Source organism: Sporomusa sp. (assembly GCF_035561255.1).
GTDB lineage: Bacteria > Bacillota > Negativicutes > Sporomusales > Sporomusaceae > Sporomusa.
Map to the genome: position 1 here is coordinate 15656 of NZ_DATMXX010000231.1, position 18581 is coordinate 34236.

33 protein-coding genes are annotated in these 18581 nt (G+C 45.1%); 3 read left to right on the plus strand and 30 right to left on the minus strand.

Annotated features, from left to right (window positions below):
- The 10 genes from VN379_RS12830 to VN379_RS12875 all read right to left on the minus strand — a co-directional run bounded on the left by VN379_RS12830 (position 1) and on the right by VN379_RS12875 (position 7420).
- On the minus strand, positions 1 to 372 hold the full coding sequence (locus VN379_RS12830) for a head decoration protein (RefSeq protein ID WP_325534409.1): 372 nt from the start codon (positions 370 to 372) through the stop codon (positions 1 to 3).
- The gene (locus VN379_RS12835) at positions 372 to 1493 is read right to left on the minus strand and encodes a head maturation protease, ClpP-related (RefSeq protein ID WP_325534411.1); all 1122 of its coding nucleotides are present in this window, start codon (positions 1491 to 1493) and stop codon (positions 372 to 374) included. Before VN379_RS12835 ends, VN379_RS12830 begins: the two co-directional genes overlap by 1 nt.
- A complete protein-coding gene (locus tag VN379_RS12840; RefSeq protein WP_325534413.1) occupies positions 1493 to 3145 on the minus strand; it encodes a phage portal protein in 1653 nt (550 codons plus the stop codon). The genes VN379_RS12835 and VN379_RS12840 overlap by 1 nt, the downstream gene beginning before the upstream one ends.
- 9 nt (positions 3146 to 3154) lie before the next feature.
- The gene (locus VN379_RS12845; protein ID WP_325534415.1) at positions 3155 to 3397 is read right to left on the minus strand and encodes a hypothetical protein; all 243 of its coding nucleotides are present in this window, start codon (positions 3395 to 3397) and stop codon (positions 3155 to 3157) included.
- Positions 3369 to 5315 (minus strand): phage terminase large subunit family protein, encoded by a 1947-nt coding sequence (locus VN379_RS12850; protein WP_325534417.1) that lies wholly within the window; start codon positions 5313 to 5315, stop codon positions 3369 to 3371. Before VN379_RS12850 ends, VN379_RS12845 begins: the two co-directional genes overlap by 29 nt.
- Positions 5296 to 5799 (minus strand): hypothetical protein, encoded by a 504-nt coding sequence (locus tag VN379_RS12855; RefSeq protein ID WP_325534419.1) that lies wholly within the window; start codon positions 5797 to 5799, stop codon positions 5296 to 5298. The genes VN379_RS12850 and VN379_RS12855 overlap by 20 nt, the downstream gene beginning before the upstream one ends.
- Before the next feature lie 106 nt (positions 5800 to 5905).
- Positions 5906 to 6094 (minus strand): hypothetical protein, encoded by a 189-nt coding sequence (locus VN379_RS12860; RefSeq protein ID WP_325534421.1) that lies wholly within the window; start codon positions 6092 to 6094, stop codon positions 5906 to 5908.
- Between the two features lie 319 nt (positions 6095 to 6413).
- Positions 6414 to 6626, minus strand: coding sequence for a hypothetical protein (locus VN379_RS12865; protein ID WP_325534423.1), 213 nt, complete (start codon positions 6624 to 6626; stop codon positions 6414 to 6416).
- 94 nt (positions 6627 to 6720) lie between these two features.
- Positions 6721 to 7098 (minus strand): hypothetical protein, encoded by a 378-nt coding sequence (locus VN379_RS12870; RefSeq protein WP_325534425.1) that lies wholly within the window; start codon positions 7096 to 7098, stop codon positions 6721 to 6723.
- A complete protein-coding gene (locus tag VN379_RS12875) occupies positions 7088 to 7420 on the minus strand; it encodes a hypothetical protein (protein ID WP_325534427.1) in 333 nt (110 codons plus the stop codon). The genes VN379_RS12870 and VN379_RS12875 overlap by 11 nt, the downstream gene beginning before the upstream one ends.
- Before the next feature lie 309 nt (positions 7421 to 7729).
- Between VN379_RS12875 and VN379_RS12880 the strand changes: the two genes are divergently transcribed.
- Together VN379_RS12880 and VN379_RS12885 are read left to right on the plus strand one after the other, a co-directional pair.
- Positions 7730 to 7924, plus strand: a complete 195-nt coding sequence (locus VN379_RS12880; protein ID WP_325534429.1) for a type II toxin-antitoxin system HicA family toxin — start codon at positions 7730 to 7732, stop codon at positions 7922 to 7924.
- 30 nt (positions 7925 to 7954) lie between these two features.
- On the plus strand, positions 7955 to 8386 hold the full coding sequence (locus tag VN379_RS12885; RefSeq protein WP_325534431.1) for a type II toxin-antitoxin system HicB family antitoxin: 432 nt from the start codon (positions 7955 to 7957) through the stop codon (positions 8384 to 8386).
- Between the two features lie 105 nt (positions 8387 to 8491).
- Here VN379_RS12885 and VN379_RS12890 read toward each other — a convergent pair whose 3' ends face one another.
- The 12 genes from VN379_RS12890 to VN379_RS12945 all read right to left on the minus strand — a co-directional run bounded on the left by VN379_RS12890 (position 8492) and on the right by VN379_RS12945 (position 15051).
- Positions 8492 to 8953: a hypothetical protein gene (locus tag VN379_RS12890; protein ID WP_325534433.1), complete on the minus strand. Its 462-nt coding sequence runs from the start codon at positions 8951 to 8953 to the stop codon at positions 8492 to 8494.
- Positions 8954 to 9489: 536 nt separating this feature from the next.
- The gene (locus VN379_RS12895) at positions 9490 to 9837 is read right to left on the minus strand and encodes a hypothetical protein (RefSeq protein ID WP_325534435.1); all 348 of its coding nucleotides are present in this window, start codon (positions 9835 to 9837) and stop codon (positions 9490 to 9492) included.
- A gap of 16 nt (positions 9838 to 9853) precedes the next feature.
- Positions 9854 to 10246 (minus strand): single-stranded DNA-binding protein, encoded by a 393-nt coding sequence (locus tag VN379_RS12900; RefSeq protein WP_325534437.1) that lies wholly within the window; start codon positions 10244 to 10246, stop codon positions 9854 to 9856.
- Position 10247: 1 nt separating this feature from the next.
- Positions 10248 to 10553, minus strand: a complete 306-nt coding sequence (locus VN379_RS12905; protein ID WP_325534439.1) for a DUF4406 domain-containing protein — start codon at positions 10551 to 10553, stop codon at positions 10248 to 10250.
- A 15-nt stretch (positions 10554 to 10568) separates the two neighbouring features.
- Positions 10569 to 11492 (minus strand): hypothetical protein, encoded by a 924-nt coding sequence (locus VN379_RS12910; RefSeq protein ID WP_325534441.1) that lies wholly within the window; start codon positions 11490 to 11492, stop codon positions 10569 to 10571.
- Between the two features lie 347 nt (positions 11493 to 11839).
- Positions 11840 to 12502, minus strand: coding sequence for a DUF2786 domain-containing protein (locus tag VN379_RS12915; protein ID WP_325534443.1), 663 nt, complete (start codon positions 12500 to 12502; stop codon positions 11840 to 11842).
- Positions 12503 to 12506: 4 nt separating this feature from the next.
- Complete coding sequence (locus VN379_RS12920; protein WP_325534445.1) at positions 12507 to 12755, minus strand: hypothetical protein; 249 nt, start codon at positions 12753 to 12755, stop codon at positions 12507 to 12509.
- A 61-nt stretch (positions 12756 to 12816) separates the two neighbouring features.
- Positions 12817 to 13539 (minus strand): hypothetical protein, encoded by a 723-nt coding sequence (locus VN379_RS12925; protein WP_325534447.1) that lies wholly within the window; start codon positions 13537 to 13539, stop codon positions 12817 to 12819.
- The gene (locus VN379_RS12930; protein ID WP_325534449.1) at positions 13532 to 13855 is read right to left on the minus strand and encodes a hypothetical protein; all 324 of its coding nucleotides are present in this window, start codon (positions 13853 to 13855) and stop codon (positions 13532 to 13534) included. The genes VN379_RS12925 and VN379_RS12930 overlap by 8 nt, the downstream gene beginning before the upstream one ends.
- A gap of 86 nt (positions 13856 to 13941) precedes the next feature.
- Positions 13942 to 14148 (minus strand): hypothetical protein, encoded by a 207-nt coding sequence (locus VN379_RS12935; RefSeq protein WP_325534451.1) that lies wholly within the window; start codon positions 14146 to 14148, stop codon positions 13942 to 13944.
- 12 nt (positions 14149 to 14160) lie between these two features.
- Entirely contained in the window at positions 14161 to 14472 is a 312-nt protein-coding gene (locus tag VN379_RS12940) for a peptidoglycan-binding domain-containing protein (RefSeq protein WP_414714994.1), read from the minus strand.
- Between the two features lie 411 nt (positions 14473 to 14883).
- Positions 14884 to 15051 (minus strand): hypothetical protein, encoded by a 168-nt coding sequence (locus VN379_RS12945; protein ID WP_325534453.1) that lies wholly within the window; start codon positions 15049 to 15051, stop codon positions 14884 to 14886.
- 341 nt (positions 15052 to 15392) lie between these two features.
- Between VN379_RS12945 and VN379_RS12950 the strand changes: the two genes are divergently transcribed.
- Positions 15393 to 15656, plus strand: a complete 264-nt coding sequence (locus VN379_RS12950; protein ID WP_325534455.1) for a hypothetical protein — start codon at positions 15393 to 15395, stop codon at positions 15654 to 15656.
- Here VN379_RS12950 and VN379_RS12955 read toward each other — a convergent pair.
- The 8 genes from VN379_RS12955 to VN379_RS12990 form a co-directional block, all read right to left on the minus strand.
- Positions 15628 to 16005 (minus strand): hypothetical protein, encoded by a 378-nt coding sequence (locus VN379_RS12955; RefSeq protein ID WP_325534457.1) that lies wholly within the window; start codon positions 16003 to 16005, stop codon positions 15628 to 15630. The genes VN379_RS12950 and VN379_RS12955 overlap by 29 nt on opposite strands.
- 162 nt (positions 16006 to 16167) lie before the next feature.
- A complete protein-coding gene (locus VN379_RS12960) occupies positions 16168 to 16725 on the minus strand; it encodes a hypothetical protein (RefSeq protein ID WP_325534459.1) in 558 nt (185 codons plus the stop codon).
- 84 nt (positions 16726 to 16809) lie between these two features.
- Positions 16810 to 16962 (minus strand): hypothetical protein, encoded by a 153-nt coding sequence (locus tag VN379_RS12965; protein ID WP_325534461.1) that lies wholly within the window; start codon positions 16960 to 16962, stop codon positions 16810 to 16812.
- A gap of 17 nt (positions 16963 to 16979) precedes the next feature.
- Positions 16980 to 17114, minus strand: coding sequence for a hypothetical protein (locus tag VN379_RS12970; protein ID WP_325534463.1), 135 nt, complete (start codon positions 17112 to 17114; stop codon positions 16980 to 16982).
- Positions 17098 to 17544: a hypothetical protein gene (locus VN379_RS12975; protein ID WP_325534465.1), complete on the minus strand. Its 447-nt coding sequence runs from the start codon at positions 17542 to 17544 to the stop codon at positions 17098 to 17100. The genes VN379_RS12970 and VN379_RS12975 overlap by 17 nt, the downstream gene beginning before the upstream one ends.
- A gap of 163 nt (positions 17545 to 17707) precedes the next feature.
- Positions 17708 to 17920, minus strand: coding sequence for a hypothetical protein (locus tag VN379_RS12980; RefSeq protein WP_325534467.1), 213 nt, complete (start codon positions 17918 to 17920; stop codon positions 17708 to 17710).
- Between the two features lie 75 nt (positions 17921 to 17995).
- On the minus strand, positions 17996 to 18178 hold the full coding sequence (locus VN379_RS12985) for a hypothetical protein (RefSeq protein ID WP_325534469.1): 183 nt from the start codon (positions 18176 to 18178) through the stop codon (positions 17996 to 17998).
- A gap of 13 nt (positions 18179 to 18191) precedes the next feature.
- Positions 18192 to 18353, minus strand: a complete 162-nt coding sequence (locus tag VN379_RS12990; protein ID WP_325534471.1) for a hypothetical protein — start codon at positions 18351 to 18353, stop codon at positions 18192 to 18194.
- Between the last annotated feature and the right edge of the window lie 228 nt (positions 18354 to 18581).

Sequence of the window (18581 nt, forward strand, 5' to 3'; positions counted from 1 at the left end):
TTATTGTGCAGACGTGAGTATGATATTCACGTCTCTTAATGCATCTTCGTGGGCTGCCGCGGTATCTGCGCCCCCAAAAATCAGTTTTTCCCGGTCAAATGATCCTGACCAGTACACAGTACCAACAACATCGGCGTTGGTTGCATCCACCGGGTAAGCCAGCACTGCTTTCGCCACCTGACTCCCGTCTTCACTGGCGCTGTCCGCCGTTTGGTATTTCTTGTTGGCTGTGATTTGTCCAAGCACCGTACCGCGAGCCAGGTTACCGGCACCGCTGGCAATAATGACGTTTTTAGTAAAAAGCGCCGGCTGTACGCCGCCAATTAACCCGTCATACTCAAATTCGTTAATATCCCGCACCAATTCAGCCATTACTTGCTCACCCTCCCGTTTTTCTTGTTAATGACTCCAGCCATAAAGTTGATCGCTGCCGCATCTTGTTGCTTGTCATCAGCCTGGCTGCCACTGCCGGTTGCCTTAGCCCCATCCACACCGGACTTTTTGTTGTCGCTGATCATGCCGGCCAGAAACTGTTGCCCGGCTACATTTTCAGCGGCTGCAGCCATAGTCCCTGAATGTTTTTTTACAATGTCAACCACCGGTTGTATGTCTGCCGCCGACTTACCGCTTTTTTTGGCATCATCAATTAGATCATGAATGGCCGGATTTTGCGGATCATCCAACGCATCCAACGCGGCGAGGCGCTCCCGCTCGATAGTAACGGCGTTTTGCACCACCTGATCAACTAAGTCGGGTTTTTCCCTTCGTAAATCCTCCACTGTATTAATGGCCACTGTCGTTTCCTCCTCATTATTAGTTGCATTTTTTTTGTATTGCTCAATAAAATTTCGCATCGATGCTGACGCACTGTTTTGAATGGCCAGATGGCTGAACATGAATGAATTCTCTACCACCTCGCTCTGGTCTGCGCCACTGTACAAAATGCCGTCAATAAAGCCCTCCGTTTTCGCTGTCTTGGCACTCATCCATGTCTCATCATCCATCATTTGCGAGATTTTGGCCCGTGACTTACCGGTTTTTAACTGATAAGCATTCATGATCGTGTCCTTAATGACATCAAGCACGTCCGCTATATGCCGCAAGTCCTTCGCTTCCCCGCTGACACCGGTCCAGGGATTATGGATCATCATTACGCCGACAGGCGACATCATAATTTCATCCCCGGCCATAGCGATGACCGATGCTGCAGAAACCGCTTTGCCATCAATTTTTACCGTCACTTTGCCCTTATGCTCTTTCAGTGCATTGTAAATGCCGGCAGCGGCTGTCACATCGCCGCCCCAACTATCAATCCACACAGTTATGTTTTTGTCGGTATAGGCATTCAGCGCTTCACGAAAAGAATTCGGTGAGGCCGCGGCAATACCAAACCATTCGTAAATCCAGGCGCTATCGTCATCGACTATCTCGCCGGCTATTCTTAATTCAATATCATCATCATCCGCAGTGTTGGTGAAATTCCAGAATCGCATTAAATCCAATGCCCTCCTTTCTGTTGCTGCTGTTCTTGTTCTAACAAATCCTTGTCACTACTAGCGTCAACCTCCATTCCCCCTGCTAGTCCAGCATCCCGCAGGGTCTGTTCCTCAATGGCCAGGCTTTCCACATTTTCATCAAAATTGGTACCGGTCATTTCAGCCGTTTCTTTTTCGCGGGTACTAAAGCCGTATTTAACACGGAGAGCCGCCGCATTAACTTCCTTCACCGGATCGACACTGCCCATGACCGGGCCGTACCATTCGGCGTTCGCCCAGGCTTTGCGCTTGATCGGATCGGTGAAAAATCCCGGCGCTTTCACCCTGCCGATTGCAACCGCCTCGGTCAACCAAACTTCATAAGATGGCTGACAAAAATCGCGCACAAACCAGATACGCCGGATTTTGAACGCCGCCCAGGCCTGTAGTAAGGCCGCCCGGGAAGCCGAATAGCTGGAGTTAAACGATTTTAGCAGCACTTCATACGGCTGTTCCAGGGTTGCGCCGATTTGCCGGATCAGTTGGTTGCTAAACGCCTCATACGTGGACAGGCTGCGGCTCGTGTCAACCGTCGTCACCTTGTAGCCTGGCGGCAGCACGTTCATAGTTCCGGAGCCAAGTTCAAAGGCATTCGGGTCCAAGGATACCCGGTCCTGGCGGTTAAATGCGTCCTGCAGGGGAAAAAAATTCCCGTTATTGGCGTAACTTTCTTCAAAGAACAGACTAAAAAACGATTTAATAATCGCCGCAGTCAGTTCTGCTTCCGTATATCGGCCGACTTGTTTGAGGACTTCCAGCACCGGGGCCAAATAGGGAACGCCCCGGTAGGTTTCGGGACGCTCATCATGACAAATCTGCAATATATTAAGCTGTCCGGTTGTCTTGCCGAATACTTCCACCCTGACCCATTGCGGGATTTGCATATTGGTGGGATCGTAAGGATAGCGGTTGCAAATCCAATAGGCCACGATGGCGCCGTCATCATCCACTTCCACGCCGTTAATGATACGGTTACCGTTGTCCGGATTTTTAATTGTGACTGTCCAGGGAGAGTTGAGCCCCATGGAGCCGGGATTGCAAACGCGGCTGGCTTCAAACAACTGCACCCTCAGCATGTATGGCATTCCCGGCAGGGGTTCCCGGTACTTGAAAGCCGCAAAACTATCGCCGTCAATCATGCAGCATTGGTACGCGATATCCTGCATATCATACCAATTGTTCTTTTTTAGCAGGTCGCAAAACTCACTATTGGCCCATAAATCAAACTCTTCTTTAGTAATCCGAGCCCATTCCTTTGCCTGCTCCGGGGTGATCCCCAGCAGCTTATACTTGGGTTTCGGACTCAGTTTCAAGCCTGCACCGATTACATGTGTACGGGAAGTATTGATCGCACTGGAAGCCAGCGGTATGCTCATGACGGCATCCGCAGACCGGGCTCTAAGGGTCGGCAGGTTCATATCAATATCAGACTGGGGACTGCTCCGTGTGGGGCACCAGCCTGCCATGGTTCCCTTTTTAAAGCTGGCCCCACTTTCCGAATAGCCGGTATTGACAATTTTCCGAAGGATCTGCGCACCTGTCTGCGGGATTGATCGCCCGGTAGGCAATCGGGCATTACGCCGGCTTTGCCGGTTACGCTTATTGGTCATATCAAAACCTCAATCTCTAAAGATTATTCTGCGGGATCGTCCTCTAGGCTGCGGCGATACGCCCACACCGCCGGCCATTAGTTCGTTAATGCCTTCGCTGATCCGGCTAAGATCCGCTCGCCGGTTGCGCTTACTACCCTCCTGGTACTCCTGGGAAAGTAGGGTTTTACGCTCGGCCTCAATGTAGTTTTTTAATCGTTCTTCCTGGACATTACCGGCCATCTTACCGCACTCCTTTTTTAATACAGCCATATTGAGAAGAAACCGCTCCTGACTGGCTTCTCTGCTTCTTCGGTTGCACTTCTTCTTTTTTTACGCCATTAATTAATTGCTTATAGGTATTCCAGTCCGGATGGATGCTGTGCAGGCAGGCCAGGTTGTACACCCGAAGGTCAAGCGGTTCATTACGTTTGTCTTTAGCGATGTTTTTCCAAACAAATACCACCCGCCCGCGCTCTTTCTTTGGTACCAGTTCTTCTGCTATAAGCCCCTTAAAATAAATTTGGTCATAGCCGCGCATCAGCAGCAGTTCCGGCAGGTGCAGTCCGGCTTTTTCAATAACAATAGCAACAAGATTTTCTTTTTCCTGATCTAATGGAAAATGAAAATACTTCGGCCCCGGCTCCTCTATAGACAGACGGTCAAATACATATTGCTTGCCGCTGTCGACGCCGATCAGCACCAGCGGGATGCCATACTCCTTTGCCGCTGATATTTTATAGATTAGAGGCACACCGGCACCGGGCATGCCTTTAATCGCAAAACGGTTTTTATGCATGTTGCGATAGCAGTATCTATATACTTCCTTGGTATAATGGCCGCCTGAGTCAATAAAGGTTCTGGCCACAACCAGGCCGGTACCGTTAGTAAAGCGATAGGCCCGGTCCAACTGCTGATCCAGCTCGTCCCAGGTTTCTTGTCGATCCGGCACCCCCAGGACAATACCTTTTTTTATGCCCCAGTTTTCTTCCCCGTCACCCCAGCCGCAGATTTCATATTCCAGGCGGTTGTCCTGGGTATCAACGGCAGCCGTCAATAACAAAACCCCGTCAGGCAAGGCTGCGGGGTAAGGTTCACGGCGTTTAAGAAAAATGGTTTCGTCCTCAAAAGAGCCTTTTTGTTCATAAGACTCACCAAAGCGGGTATTAAATACGACTTTTTCCCGCTCGGGGTCGCCCTTGGCTTCCAGGTATTCGCGGATCATGTCCGCCCATTTCAGCCAGGGAGATGCAAAGCAGTTAACAAAGAAGCTCCGAACGCCATTTTTTAATGCGTCCGGATTATGGACAACATATTTTTGCGGAGCCGCTCGCATTGTTTGTTCATCGAATTCAAAGCCACAGTCAGGGCAGTGCCATTTCACCCCATGCACGATGACAAACTTTGTACCGTCATCGTTTTTTGTCTCGGTATACTCATATTTCATGTCCCGGTGAGTAATCAGGTGATTTTCCGTACAGTTGGGGCATTCGTGCTGCCACTCTTCCTGGGTGCCTGCCACATACTCAGTATCGATGCGGGACGAACCTTTTATGGTGGGCGTTGAAAACAACCCCGCTACCCAATTCCAGAATGTAGTTAATCGCTTAAAGACAATATCCAGCGGATCGCCTTCCGTGCCGGCACTGTCCGGGAAACGGTTAATCTCATCGGCGAGGACAATCCGAATCGGACGACCGGCCAAGCCGTTTGGACTGTTAGCACCACACATGATCAGCCGGCCGCCGGGAAACAGTTTGCTGAGAATGGTGTTACTGGTATCCCTGGATTTTACGTCTGAGAACAAACTGGTTAAGGCTTTTGTGTCCCGTATCATGGGCGCAATCCGGCTTTTGGAGAAGTCTTCCGAATCGGAGATAGTTGGCTGAACCATCATGATCGGTCCAGGGTCAAGGTGAGCAAACCGGCCCATGACATTATTCATGATATCTGATTTACCAATCTGACTGGCGGTCTTGGCCACAACCTTATGGATTCCCGGCTGGGTAAAGGCGTTCATGATTTCGCGCTGATACGGTGCCCGTTCTGTTCGCCATTTCCCCGGTTCGGCCGACGACTCCGATGATAAAACGCGGTACTGATCCGCCCATTCGCTGACTGAGGTTTTGGGGATTGGCGTAAATGCCTTTTGGCAAATCCGCCGGAACAGGTCAACTGTCTTCTTCATCATCGTCTTCACCTCGGAAAAGTTCCGGGTTGTAGTCGGCCAGTTCCGATAATTTTTCTTCTATCGCTTTGGTCATAATCTGGTAAACGATTTCTTGCGACTGATTCGCCAGCTGCCCAGAAAGTTGTGACGGCAGCCCCAGTAATTGGATACGCAGATTTGTCAGCACTTCCGTCATGACCCGCTCGACATCTTTGGCGTCATGCATGCGGTCTTCCATTTTTTCCAGACGCAATTCAGTCAGCCGGCTCTTGAATTTTTCATGCTTGGTACGCTCGGCGTCAAACGATAGTTCACCGTCACCGCCAGCCTTTGAATTGATATAGCGCTGGACATTATCTGATATGGAATATTTACTGTTTTCATCACGGATCAGTATCCCTTCATTGGCAAGCTGAACAATGCGCGGCCGGCTAAGACCAAAGCAGGCGGCAAGCCCATCCGCAGTGGTTTTTGTGTTCTTGGAAATCTTCACGGTTTGCTCCACTAAAATCACCTCTTTTAGTAAGTAAATGTATAAAAGAATTTGCAGCTAGGAGAAGCTCGGGGCTCGCAAGACCCGTACCCCAGGCACCCCTCAGTAAGGACCCAGATTATCCCAGAGGTTGTGAGGTGCAGTCAACCTGCCACACCCGATTCAGATTGATGTAGGCGTCCGAATCAGCTATGTATTTGCCTAGCAGCGTACCGTCAGGCTCATGCAGATAGAACAGCTGGCCCTGCCTGATCTGATCAAAGGGGATTGTCTGGCCGTTTACCACAGCATAGCGGTATTGGTTCATTAGGCTTACCTCCTGCAATTATTTGAGTACCCAGTCCAGTCAACCCTTTCTTAGGTCTTGACGGCGCTGGTGGATGTACTATGGCTGTATGCGTGGGTATGGGTTTAGGCTTTTGTTTATCGCTCACGCATTGACACCTCCTGTTTATTCAGACCGCATTAGCTAATTGCAAACAGTCCGATAAACAATTCAATAGCTCGCTCATCATTATGCCAGGCAAAGCCCAGCATAAAAGTAAAGGGATGTAAGGCATAGCAGGTTAACATGATATCCTCTCCTATTTTTGGGCATGAAAAAAGAGCCCGAAGGCTCTAGTATGCTAATCTCTATTTAATTTAAATATATTGTTCATTATTTCCGGGTCATGTTCAGGTTCGTTGCGTTGTCGAGTTTGCTCATAATCAGTTAAAGCTGCCATAACTCGCCGGTAGTCGGTTGCCATTTTTTTTGCTAAACTAACACTATCCCGCTCCGCATATTGAGTTTTGCTCAAAGTTAATAAAGCAATTTCACGCATAGTAACATCATCCACTTTTATGTCCCCCTTACCTTTTTTATACATACTTCGTCAAATGGAAGCCCTTTCCTGCAAGGTGACAAAGGACCGCCCTCTCACATATGTGATTTTACCCATGTATTCTATTCATTTCCGTCTTCCTTATTTCGGCAATCTTTCTCAATGCTACAAACAAAGCATCATACCCATCAAGCTCTGCTTTAGCAAGAGCATATACAGCTTCCGTCATATCAACCTCATCAGTTGCCTTAATTACTTCCTCATCAAGCTCCGCCAAAGATTTAACCAACGAAACATTGCCCTTGCCTTGATTTTTGACAATGGCTCGGGCCATTGCTCTTTTATAAGTCGTAGTTTTTATTGCTGCATCCTGCTTGTATGTTGCAACTAAATCCGCTAATTTGGCAATTTCATTACTGCAAACAGACAGTAAATGCTGTAATTGTGCCGGTGTAGGATTATCAGGTACTGTAAGTTTAGTTGACATCGTATCCCATGGCCCTCCTTACTCTTTTATAACATTCATCCGGTGTTATATTCTCGCGCCTGGCGACTATGACCCGCAGTTCGTCTTTAGAGATATGTCCACGATGTTCAGCGCCATGACACCCCGCCCCAAATCGAGCAGGACCACACAGTACAACGACATTCTCTCTGATATCTGGCCCTTTTGCCCCGCCCATACCCTTGGCAATAATATGGGCTGATTCCAAATTAAAAGGGCTACCGCAAAATTCGCAGCAGCCCAGTTCTTCTTTAAGTTCACGGAGTAGTTTAGGATCTTTAATCCTTTTATTTTTCGGTATCATTTATATGTCCTGCTATGGTTAGACTTATAGCGCCGGTTCTCTCTGTGACACCCCGCCCCCGGTGTAGTCATCAAGCGAGAAAATGATTCGTGGTACTGCTCATATGTAGTACACCGACCAGCCTGATCAGTATTTGTTCGTTTGGCTATGCAAATTGGTTCTCTGATACCAAGAAACCTGCAGTCCATTCGGTTACAGTTTACTGTTGGCATTTTTATCAACTCCAATATACATATTGATTTCACATTTATCTTTGACACGTATTTAACACGTATGATATAGTTAAACTATCAGGAGGGGATTCGTATAATGCCGATGAAAGTTAGAGATATACTTAAACTCTTAAAACAAGATGGATGGTATGAAGTGGAACAGGAAGGCTCACATCGGCAATTTAAGCACCCTGTTAAGAAAGGCAAAGTCACGGTGCCCATTCATGGTAAAAACGATGACCTAACGCCTAGAACAGAAAAATCAATACTAAAACAAGCAGGGCTTATTTAGTAGCACTGCTTGCAAAAGGAGGTTTATGTGGTGCGAGATACTTATATTTACCCTGCAATCTTTGAGAAATCAATACAAACTAAATACGGCGTTTCCTTTCCAGACCTTCCCGGGTGTATATCGATAGGTGATAACCTCCAGCATGCTCATGAAATGGCTAAAGAAGCACTAGGGCTTCATCTTTGGGGCATGGAACGCGATGGTGATGATATTCCAGCACCGTCCTCTATTGATTGCATTGAATTAGAAGAAGGCGAAGTAATCGGTTTAGTCGAAGTCTGGATGCTGCCTATTCGGGCTGAACTTGATAATCGCGCTGTCAAGAAAACGCTGACTATTCCTCGCTATCTCAATGATATAGCAGAAAAGCAGAATGTAAATTTCTCTAAAATACTGCAATCTGCATTAAAAGACCATCTCGGTTTGCATGCTAAGAAAAAGCCTATAAAAAAACAGCCTTAACAGCTGTTTTTTTTGTATACCAAAAGCCGCCCTTTCTGGAGCAACTCGATAACCTAATATCATATTAACACGGCTAAAGTCAAAAAAGTGTTTCCATTTTGTTTCCTATATTGCCTTTAAAGCTTCAATTCCAAAGAGGGCCACCGCAAATTTCCTTATAGCCTTATTTCGCATGTCATAAATAGAGCTCCTGGAAGTCTCACTATATCCAATAGCTACAGCAATCTCGTCTTTGTCCTTTCCTTCAACATACCACATAAATAACACATCACGGTACATTTCACAACCTTGAGCTTGGCAAATACCATTTAATTCTTCTTCGATTTTATCAATCTCCACTTGAGTCCGATCTTTCATCTCTAGCCATTTTTGTAACTGGTATATTTGATTAAGAGTATTCACCGGCTTAGATGCATGAATGCCAGTAACGTCAATATTCACCGCTGATACACCATTAGGAGCACCTTGCCATTTTAGTTTACTAACCATGCGGTTAGCATGTTCTATACTTTGATGCAATTCACGATAGTATCTTAAATAGTTCTCAGCTTCTCTTATACAATTCATGCCCCTTACCCCTCCCCTCAATAAACACGGAAACAGGGCGACTAAAATTGTCGCCCTTTCTAATTACCCCGCTTTTTTACCAATCCGACACTTATCATTTTCTGAGTATCCGCAATCCTGGCATGTTCGCCGTGAGGTTTTATTCTTTGCCAGGTACATTTGGCAGTCAGTCTGCTTATCATAGCTCCGGCAGCCGGTGAATTTCCATTTACAACTAGCACAAGCTGCATAAGAACAAAATTGTACACCTTTAACACAACTTCTGGTTACCTCATGCTTATCACTATTAGCACAGGTTAAGCATTGGCAATTTAAATCCTTCAAGCATTTCTCCTCCTTGTTATCCCGCCCGAGATTAGCTATCGAAGTTAGCCGCTTTATAGATCTTAATCTGTAAGATACCAGCATTATTTTGAGGGTTGCTTCACGCTATCACAAACAACTCCAAGGCAAGGTATTTGTACCGGCTGGGGTTTACCAGCACACTCCCCGCCCGCCGCTTTATAGATACAACTGATACCTAGCATAATACACATTTAAATTACCTCCTTTAGGTGTTTTTTGGCTTTCAGCGGGCATCTGACCTCATGTAGTCGGTCTGCATTAGGTATTACGCTAACCATACGCTCAAACTCTTCACTTCCTGGCTTAATACTCTTACAACTACCGTGATTGCTTTTCTCTAGCCTTTCGAGTGTGGCCGGATCAACAACTACCCCGGCACCGCTCCCCATTTCAAGGCACTTAACACCCTCTGATCTACGGGCTGACACCCTTGTTTTTGTTGCCATGGTTATCCCCTTTCTTTTGTTTCTTACTACGCTGCCGTGCTTTTGCCGCAGCCCGTTGCCGGCGATTCTTGCCAGTTTGACTCGGCGTATCACCTTCAACTTTATCCTTTCAGAATGGAATCTCACCATCCGGAAATACGTCCCGCCCGAATGAGTTTAACTCTGCTTCGGTGACTGGATCATTTGACTGAGGCTTACGTTCGAGAAATTCGATTGTCTGAGCCACGATCTCGGCAATTCTGCGCTTAATACCATCGTTACCTTCGTAAGTGCGAATCTGCAGCCGGCCTTCTACCAGACACCGTTGCCCTTTAGTCAGGTTATTACCGCACGTCTCAGCAAGCTTCTCCCAGGCTACAATCGGGATAAAATCGGCAGTGTTCTGCCCTTGCCCACCGAATCGGTTAACAGCCAGGGAAAAAGATGCTACTGCCTTACCGCTTTGGGTATAGCGCACCTCTGGATCTTGCGCCAGGCGTCCAACAAGGATTACTTTGTTCACGCTACCACCCCGCCATAAATCTGATTGGTATACCGGTACTCCTTGCATATCCAACTTCGATGCAGCAGCCTTCGGATTGTTGCCAGTCTCCGTATACCCAAAGCTCCTCAGCCTTTGATAGCAACATGAGGCAATATTTCATGACCAATGTCTGGTCACCAATTGGGCTTACAAATCCAAAGGCGTGGATCGGGCTAAGCGGTACTATCTCGCCTTGTTCATGGATTTGTTTGCATATTTCTGTGATACTCTTGATATTCTTATCGATATTACCCCGTAATGGGTGTGCTATGTATACTGGCTTCACAGTTTTTCCTCCTGATTAAATAAACTTCTTTGCCCAGTCAGGTGCTTTCTTGGTGCAATCACACGGATATGAAATTGCTTGCGGACCATTGCCAGCATCAGTAACCATACTGATAACACCTTTCCCGCCGCATTTTTCGCAATATAAAACAGAATCTGGTACCGGAGCTTCATCCTCGGGTTTCAGATAATCCTCATAAGGCTTGTCCGGTCCCAGGAATGTGGCAGGCAGCTTTATAAATTCTTGGCTTTTCCCTTTGCATTGAATGGCATATTTTTCAGCAGCAAGGATAAGATCGGTAGGAGCAACCTTGGCTTTTAAGCATAGTTTCCAGCATCGCCAGGCTTTACGCTTCTCCCGCCGTTTGGGATAATGTCGCCAAAAATCTTCGAATTCCGCTGAATATACTGCTCCATCGTTGCCAAGACTACCAGGTTTCCCTTCATCGCCCTGCGCTCCGCCCTTAACGGGTTTCTCAGCCGAGATATCGCAATGTGTCGCGGATGCGACATTATTATTTAATTCATTCTCTTTTAACTCTTTATTATTTAACTTATTTATTATTAGTGTTGGATTTACCACTAATGGCTCAGCCACTAGTGGGTTTTCCATTAGTGGCTTTTCCTCTAGTGGTAAATCTACTTGTGGAACTTCAAATACAACCCGCTCCCATGCAATAATTTTGCCTGTATTCTGGTCACGGACTTTTCTTCTGACTAAATAGCTAGCTTCTTCAAGCTCATTTAACCCTTTTTTGACTGAATCAATTCCGTCAGTAGAGGCTTTCGCCAATTCATTCGGCATTGGTTGCCAGTTATCTGGTTTACTTAGCAAATATGATAACAATCCTTTGGCTTTCCAGGATAAGCAGGTGTCGTTTAAGCAGGCCTTGTCAATTTGAGCATATGGATTTTCACGTTTTTCAACTCTGATTATCAATTATGTCACCCCACTATCCCACTGCAATCAATTCTTGCTGTCGATCTGTTTTATGATCCTTGACTGAGTACTTTGCAACAGTCTTTAAATCTGAGCATTTTTCACATGGTTCATAGTAAGGTCTACCGCTTGGAGTTTTGCACTTTGCACAAATTGCCGACAGTGTTCTCCACTCTGATCCGCACTGAGGGCATCGCATGCTGATCATTGGCGATTGATATCCTACTATAAAGCCTTTTGCCCTACATACTAGGCAAAAGGCTCTGGTTGTTGCTCCTGGGTAATAGTTCATAATAACGCCTCAATCGCAGTTATACTAGTTGTCGTACTTGCCACATTTGGGGCTGTCATGCGTCTGCTCCATTAATCTGTTTATGCTGATGGTCTAATGTTCTACCATCAATATAACCTCGACTAAAGGCCTCCTGATTACTAGCAACCGTAATCGCAGTCGGTTTCCTAGCTTCTCTAGGGTTATGACTGTCTTTAGCCTCAATAACTTCCTTATCTTTTACAAGAATTAATCCCCATTGATGCTTCTCAACCTGCTCTTGAAACTTGACCTTTAACCCTTCTAAAAAACCTTTAATATACGCATTCTCATGGGCTGTACCATACGCCTTAAAAGGCTTGCCATTATGCTTAATCATGACTACCGCATGCCGGAATAATTCTTTAGATATCTGGACATCGATCTCGCGACCAATAAGAATGAATCCCCGCCAACGACTATACGCCCTACTTCGTATTAACGATTCACATCGAAAGTTATCGGCGATTATACTGATTAGATCTTTGTACCACCAAGGTGCTGACGTATACTCTAATATTTCCTCAGACACCTTTTGTTGAGTGTCCGGACTGCCTAGGTCAGCCATACTTAAGTCATGTTCTATAAGTAGCTGTTGGACCTTTAATAAAGCTGCTTCAGACTCACCATTGAAATTACTTGAGGATAGTTTCAATAATTTGCGTATTTTCAGGATGATTTTCTCTTGTTCTGGCTCCATTAGCTCACCCCGCCCGCTTCTTCTGCTTATACTTGGCTACTGACGCTTTGCCCTTAACACCGGAAAGATACAGCTGTTCAAACCGTTCCCGGCTAATGAAGTCGCCACCGATATCGCCAATAGCCTGCCAGATGATTTTTTCGATACGATCTTTATCAGTTTCAGAGATTCCGCAGTTCCCGCCCCGCAGCCGGAGAATAATACAACGAAGTTCTGCATGTATGTCATTGATAGATATACCTGCTTGACTCATAAGGCCGCCCCCTATATAAGAATGGAGCGCCAGCGCCAAGGCCAGCGCCCCCTAAATCCACTTAGATATTACCGGCTACTATCAGGTAGTCTTTAAGTTCTGTTTTAACCTTCTCAATTTCAAAAGCAACTGCATTTTCCATATACCGTGAGTATTTAGGGCAAGTCAGTTTAAATGCCGGTTTTTCTCCGTCACCTTTTGGCTTGTACACTTCAATCTCAATTTCGATGCATTGTACAAAGCCTGATTCGTTAAAAAATTCCATATTTGCAAAGATCATCTGCGGTAATCGTACAGTGGTTTCGGCTTCACCCACTTTGATCGCAAAGGTGTAGTTGTTGTTGTCATCATAGGTGAAGTCCCCGGCAATATTAGTCACGTATTTAAAATTCTGTACGGCAGCCATAAGTCTATCAGGCTCAATTATCTCCCCCTCTTCACGGCGACGAAGGAAATCAATAAAGTTTTTCTGATCAAAGGTTACTGCATTCGTTAAAATTCGTTCCCATTCTTTGTACTGCAATGAATGCTTAAAGTTATAGGTAATACGGTCCTGCTCACGATCAATCACCCTGTCATTCAAAATTACCTTGAAGCCTTTTTCATCATAGGCAATGACGCAGTTTTCTTGAATACCTTTGCTCTTTACTAAAGCAATGAGGCTATCAGTAGAGTTGGCAGTATACTTGAAACCACTGTACTGGTATATCTCGGCTGCTTCTCCCTGTCGAACGATTAATGTATCACCTACCGGGGTCACGTGGATCTGTTGTTGATTACTCATTTTTGTTTCCTCCCTCTGTTCCACTAAATAAATTTACTAACTTGGGCTTTTCAATCGGTGCATCAGTTTTTAATCGGTTGTCACCGGTTACCTGGCAGATACTGGCCCTACTAATGCTCGGGAATTTGGGTGTTAATCGATAGGATGTGGTAATCATGGTGTCGGTGTTATCAACTCGTTTAAAGTCGATATTGACTGCCACAGAGGCTTTCTGCCCGTGTTTAAGCTGAGACAGCAGCGCTGGAATAAGTTGTTGAAATTGTTCTTCCAACGCACCACCGCCCAGGGTCGATAGGCTCAGATTTACTTCCGACATAAATTTTTCTCCTTTCATGTATATAATTAAATTGACTCGCATATCATATATTGGGATAGTCTGCACTAAATTAGGTTTTAAAAAAACTAGGCTGCTTCCATTCTTTCAATCAACAAGTCACGTACATAGTAGGACATCCCCAGGTAATACAAGTCTTGTTGCAAAGAGGCGATCTTGCTATAGGCTTTTTCTGCATACTGTAGGGTTGCGGTACTATAACGGCAAAATTGCGGTTGTTTGGCAGCATATTGATAACCGGCTCTTAGTCTTGACGGAATATCTGGTGTTGGCATGTCCCGCCCTCCCTATAGACCTAAGGCCTGCATAGTTTGCGGGCCAATAAGCCCGTCAACTTCCAGACCTTTATCTGCTTGAAACTTCCTTACCGCTTCCACAGTGGCAGGCCCGAACAGCCCGTCCACTTTACTGCAATCATAACCTAGCGATAATAACTTGTTTTGAATAGCCTGTACCTGTTGATCTGCTACCGAAGATACTGCTGAAAAAGGCGCTGCATAGCTTCTACGTTTCCCCCGCTTACCCCGCGCATCAGCATCACTAGCCATAACAGACGCGGCAAATACCGCAATTAACGCAAACACAAATAGCTTTTTCAATTTTCATGCCCTCCAGTTGCCTCAACTATCCGGGCGTGGTATAATTGAGGTGCAAATTGATTTTGTTTATCGTCTGTGCGCCAACACAGGCGATTTTTCTTTAATCCGAAGCTGTAGCCGAATACTTCGAGCTTATATACATGGTGCATCCTTTACCACTTTTACAGGAAATTTATTCCTAACTGACGAATTATGGCGTTTGAAGGGGGTGGTAAATCATATGTCTTTAAAACGCTATTACATTAACGCTCAAAGTCTATCTCTCACAGAGAGGGAAGCTTGTATTTACTAAAATAGATCGCTTATCCTTTATAACTTCTGTGGATGTTAAAAATATAGGCTGCTTTGAAGTGTTTTGGGATTCCCACGAAGATATAAAAAAGGTTGTTGCGTTCCCACCAGGATGCACCATTACCCCTCTTTAAAAACCTCAATGACATTTCTTTCTTTTTCCGGGTCGTGTTCCAGCACTACTCGGAATTTTTTATTACCCGCTACAGCTTCAGCAATTGATAAGTAAACTACAATCATTTTTTCTAAATCAATTGCCCTAATATGGATTTCTTTGGTTTTTTGCATACTCTCGCCCCCCTCAATGCTGTGTTCTAGCCAATTAGGACAAGGATCTCAGACCACCTCTTTCTACGCAACTTTTCCAATTAATAACCAGAATGTCTAAGCCTTATCAAAAAGTGGCGTAAACAATATTGAACCCAGATTTTCCTGGACAGTATAATTAAATTGCAAATTGATTTTATTTATCGTCTATGCGCCAACACAGGCGATTTTTTTTATTCCTGAGCAGAAGTCGGATTCTTCGAGCTTGTAAACTCGGAATACTTCCTTCATCTGATTCGCCTCTTTTACAGGAAATTTATTCCTTCCTGCCGAATTATGGCGATTGAAGGGAGGTGATACAATTGAGCCTTAAAGATCAAATGCGAAAAGACTTTGAAACCGTGTTTTTGAATACAGATGAGTTTGCAGAAACTTTTGCGGTAATAAGAAATGGCGTAATGTCTCATAAAGTAGATGGCATCTTCGCCAATAAAACCTTGTTACAAGTTAAGTTAGATGCAGACGTATTGCCAGGTGACATTCTCAAAAGTCAAGAAACATCACGACAGATAACCGTACAAAACACAAGTCGTGATTTTAGTTGCCTGAATGTCCATTGTCGCTAATAGTTTTTTTCAGAAAATCTTCTGCCGCTTGAAACACTTCGGGAATATTTTTAGAATTGATTACTCCTCGGATCGAAAACATAACGGTTTCTAAATTACTTATATCTGCTTCAACAATAAACCGACCGCCTTTGATAAGAAAAGGTTTGAGTATCGTCCCGTCACTGGTTCCAGCAGCATCTGTGGGAAGTAATAAACTTTGAATACGAGATTGATGTTCAGCCTTAGCAGATTCATCGGTTGAGTAGAGCAGCAGAGTCGCTGTACCAGGGCTCTCAGCAGCCTTAACAACAAAACTTTCTTGCCGGCCCGAACCTTGCCCGTTCTGGTCGCTTCCTTTTGGTTCCATATCTTCTCACCTCCCCTCTACACCGTGTGTCGACCGATCAGGCCGGAGGCTTCCTTCTTGCGTAACTAACCTGAATGTCAAAGCCTTCTCGGAAAAGTGGCGTAATTTATATTAAACCCAGATTTTCCTTGGCAGTATAATTGAATTGCAAATTGATTTTGTTTATCGTCTATGCGCCAACACAGGCGATTTTTCTTTTATTTCAGAGCAGTAACCGGACTCTTCAAGCTTATTTACATGACGCTCCATAGTTTCACGGACTGGTCTGTTATAGCACTCCTGGAATCGGATCAATACGGTTTTCATAGATGTGATGATGTCTGCCGTCTCGTTTTCGAAGTGGATCAGGACGGCTTCTTCCTCAGCAGAGAATTTTGTGCCCCTGCGCTTGTTGGTAATGATCATATGTACCTGCTTGGCTAGTGGCAGCCATTCGTCTATCTCTTCCCCAGCTTTGTTGATAGCCACCATAGGATGTTCATCGACATTGTCCAGGTAACGGGTTGGAAAAGTGTTGCCCTCGCACCGGCTGCAGCGTTCTTCGCTTAGTCTAGGACTGTCAATGGCTCCGGTGACGCGACCTTCCATGGATTCAGGGATACAACCTCGGTTGAACCAGGTGCTTACAGTGTTGGGCGCTACGCATATTCGCCGGGCCAGCTCTTTCGCGGTAATTCCCCAGACTCCCATCTCCTGGCGCACTACTTCAATAAGCTCCAATTATAGGACTCCTTTCAAATTGCGAATTTTACCCCTCTGTCTCCTTTCATCAGAATGATGTACACTGAAAACTGTAAACGGGAATTACCCTTTCCACCCTCGCCTGCCGCTACCCCCGGTAGGCTTTTTTTCTACCATCGACTTAGCTACACTTAAGACCATCAAAACTTCACCCGGCTTTAATACTTGCTGTAATAATTCCACCATAGATGCAGCAGTATTACTGATTACTGACATAGATTCACCCCCTTCCCTTATAGTGCAATAGCCAGAATGAACAAGATTATAAGTAATAATTGCTGAGTTGGGCTCCACTTGCATTCCTCTGTTTCAAGTTCACCACGCCACCGGATGCTATGAACCTGCTGACGATCAGTCGCTGATTTCATTTGATACCTCTTTATTGTCCGATTGCCAACTGACGGTTCTGACTAGTCGGTGGTCACTCAATTTCAATTCGGACATATAGAACAAATAATAATTTTCAGCTCGTTTGTAGATGTAATAGGCTGGGATATTCTCCGATAATAAATCTTTACAACGCTCAACGGCCTCATCCACTGTACTGCACCAATATTTGCGGACCTCTTCGCCTTGCAAAATCATTAACAGTTTTCCTTTATGGACAATCCTTACTTCAAAGCCATTGTCGCAATAAATAGCGTAACGAACTCCGTCAATGTCATCGCGATAAGTATTTTGCTTTTGAATTGAAAGATTAGTTAACTCACCAGGCCCGCCGAATTCAGGACCAACTTCGACTTTTAAATCCGACTTGATTACCCCTGACCACTTGTAGGCTTTATGCTCAGTACTCATGCCCCTTACGCTCCTTTCTATACTTTTAGGTAACGCCGCTTACAGATTTTCTTATCACAAACATCAACTACTGCTTGAGTGGGTTCATCATACATTGGGACGCTTTTCCCTTTGGCGATCTTTGCCCCACAGGTGGCACAGTACTTTTTCTTTGCCAGGTTAATCACCCCGCTTGTCCAATTTCTTTGCAGCCGGAATCGTCCGGCTCTGAGTTTTTTCGCTCCTCAAAAACATCGACAACTATTTGCGCAAGTCGGTCTGCCTCAGCATCAGGAAATGAACTCATGGGAACTATCACGCCAGATTTATCAAGGTCGAATCCTAAAATTATGGTCTTTGCAGGCTCTCTTGGCTTGCGCGGCTTTTTCGCGGGCACTTGATCACCCCCTGATGAAATATATGCGGTGACGGCTTGCTTACTTGCATTTTATTTAGTCGGTAACCAATTGAATTATTCCTTGGTGCCAACTGATTTTTTAATATGACTCATGGCTACTCTCATACCGTCATTTATCGCATTAAGGGCAGCTGCGTCAGTCATAGCAATATTGCTATGACGCTTGATAATTTCATTAAGTAGCTTGATATAGTTTAAGGCCAGTTGCTCGGTAGCTTGTGTTAACTCTTCAGACAAAATCTTTACCTCCTTATAACAAATTTTTAATACGAGCTTGAGATTCAGCAAGAGCAAACTGTAAAGTTGCATGAATATGAATCTTTGCTGTATCAGAAAATCCTACAGCACAGAATAGCGGCAGATTTTCTTGTATATCCAGGTGGGTACTTTTTTGTTCAGTCATTGTTTTCATCCTTTATCCCGCCCGCACAAACTTAGCGATCCATTTACTAATACAAAAACAAGTGCAGGTAATTAATTCTTTTTGTCAAAGTACATTATTTACCAGGATACTCAAAGGAGTGATTACCTGCTTTTACCTGAGGCGTATCTGTTTCCCCCATTTTTGATAGCAACTCTTCGTAATTAAATATTCGGCTTGCAAAACTGGATGGAACTTTCAGATTATCAGGATCAGTAG

Excerpts from the sequence above, each read along its gene's own strand:
- VN379_RS12890 (WP_325534433.1), bottom strand. The coding sequence starts at position 8,953 with ATGAATTGTATAAGAGAAGCTGAGAACTATTTAAGATACTATCGTGAA.
- VN379_RS12935 (WP_325534451.1), bottom strand. The coding sequence starts at position 14,148 with ATGCCAACACCAGATATTCCGTCAAGACTAAGAGCCGGTTATCAATAT.
- VN379_RS12850 (WP_325534417.1), bottom strand. The coding sequence starts at position 5,315 with ATGATGAAGAAGACAGTTGACCTGTTCCGGCGGATTTGCCAAAAGGCA.
- VN379_RS12915 (WP_325534443.1), bottom strand. The coding sequence starts at position 12,502 with ATGGAGCCAGAACAAGAGAAAATCATCCTGAAAATACGCAAATTATTG.
- VN379_RS12925 (WP_325534447.1), bottom strand. The coding sequence starts at position 13,539 with ATGAGTAATCAACAACAGATCCACGTGACCCCGGTAGGTGATACATTA.
- VN379_RS12945 (WP_325534453.1), bottom strand. The coding sequence starts at position 15,051 with ATGCAAAAAACCAAAGAAATCCATATTAGGGCAATTGATTTAGAAAAA.
- VN379_RS12835 (WP_325534411.1), bottom strand. The coding sequence starts at position 1,493 with ATGCGATTCTGGAATTTCACCAACACTGCGGATGATGATGATATTGAA.
- VN379_RS12965 (WP_325534461.1), bottom strand. The coding sequence starts at position 16,962 with ATGTCAGTAATCAGTAATACTGCTGCATCTATGGTGGAATTATTACAG.
- VN379_RS12970 (WP_325534463.1), bottom strand. The coding sequence starts at position 17,114 with ATGAAATCAGCGACTGATCGTCAGCAGGTTCATAGCATCCGGTGGCGT.
- VN379_RS12840 (WP_325534413.1), bottom strand. The coding sequence starts at position 3,145 with ATGACCAATAAGCGTAACCGGCAAAGCCGGCGTAATGCCCGATTGCCT.
- VN379_RS12875 (WP_325534427.1), bottom strand. The coding sequence starts at position 7,420 with ATGATACCGAAAAATAAAAGGATTAAAGATCCTAAACTACTCCGTGAA.
- VN379_RS12860 (WP_325534421.1), bottom strand. The coding sequence starts at position 6,094 with ATGAACCAATACCGCTATGCTGTGGTAAACGGCCAGACAATCCCCTTT.
- VN379_RS12845 (WP_325534415.1), bottom strand. The coding sequence starts at position 3,397 with ATGGCTGTATTAAAAAAGGAGTGCGGTAAGATGGCCGGTAATGTCCAG.
- VN379_RS12880 (WP_325534429.1), top strand. The coding sequence starts at position 7,730 with ATGCCGATGAAAGTTAGAGATATACTTAAACTCTTAAAACAAGATGGA.
- VN379_RS12975 (WP_325534465.1), bottom strand. The coding sequence starts at position 17,544 with ATGAGTACTGAGCATAAAGCCTACAAGTGGTCAGGGGTAATCAAGTCG.
- VN379_RS12930 (WP_325534449.1), bottom strand. The coding sequence starts at position 13,855 with ATGTCGGAAGTAAATCTGAGCCTATCGACCCTGGGCGGTGGTGCGTTG.
- VN379_RS12955 (WP_325534457.1), bottom strand. The coding sequence starts at position 16,005 with ATGGAACCAAAAGGAAGCGACCAGAACGGGCAAGGTTCGGGCCGGCAA.
- VN379_RS12830 (WP_325534409.1), bottom strand. The coding sequence starts at position 372 with ATGGCTGAATTGGTGCGGGATATTAACGAATTTGAGTATGACGGGTTA.
- VN379_RS12870 (WP_325534425.1), bottom strand. The coding sequence starts at position 7,098 with ATGTCAACTAAACTTACAGTACCTGATAATCCTACACCGGCACAATTA.
- VN379_RS12920 (WP_325534445.1), bottom strand. The coding sequence starts at position 12,755 with ATGAGTCAAGCAGGTATATCTATCAATGACATACATGCAGAACTTCGT.
- VN379_RS12990 (WP_325534471.1), bottom strand. The coding sequence starts at position 18,353 with ATGAAAACAATGACTGAACAAAAAAGTACCCACCTGGATATACAAGAA.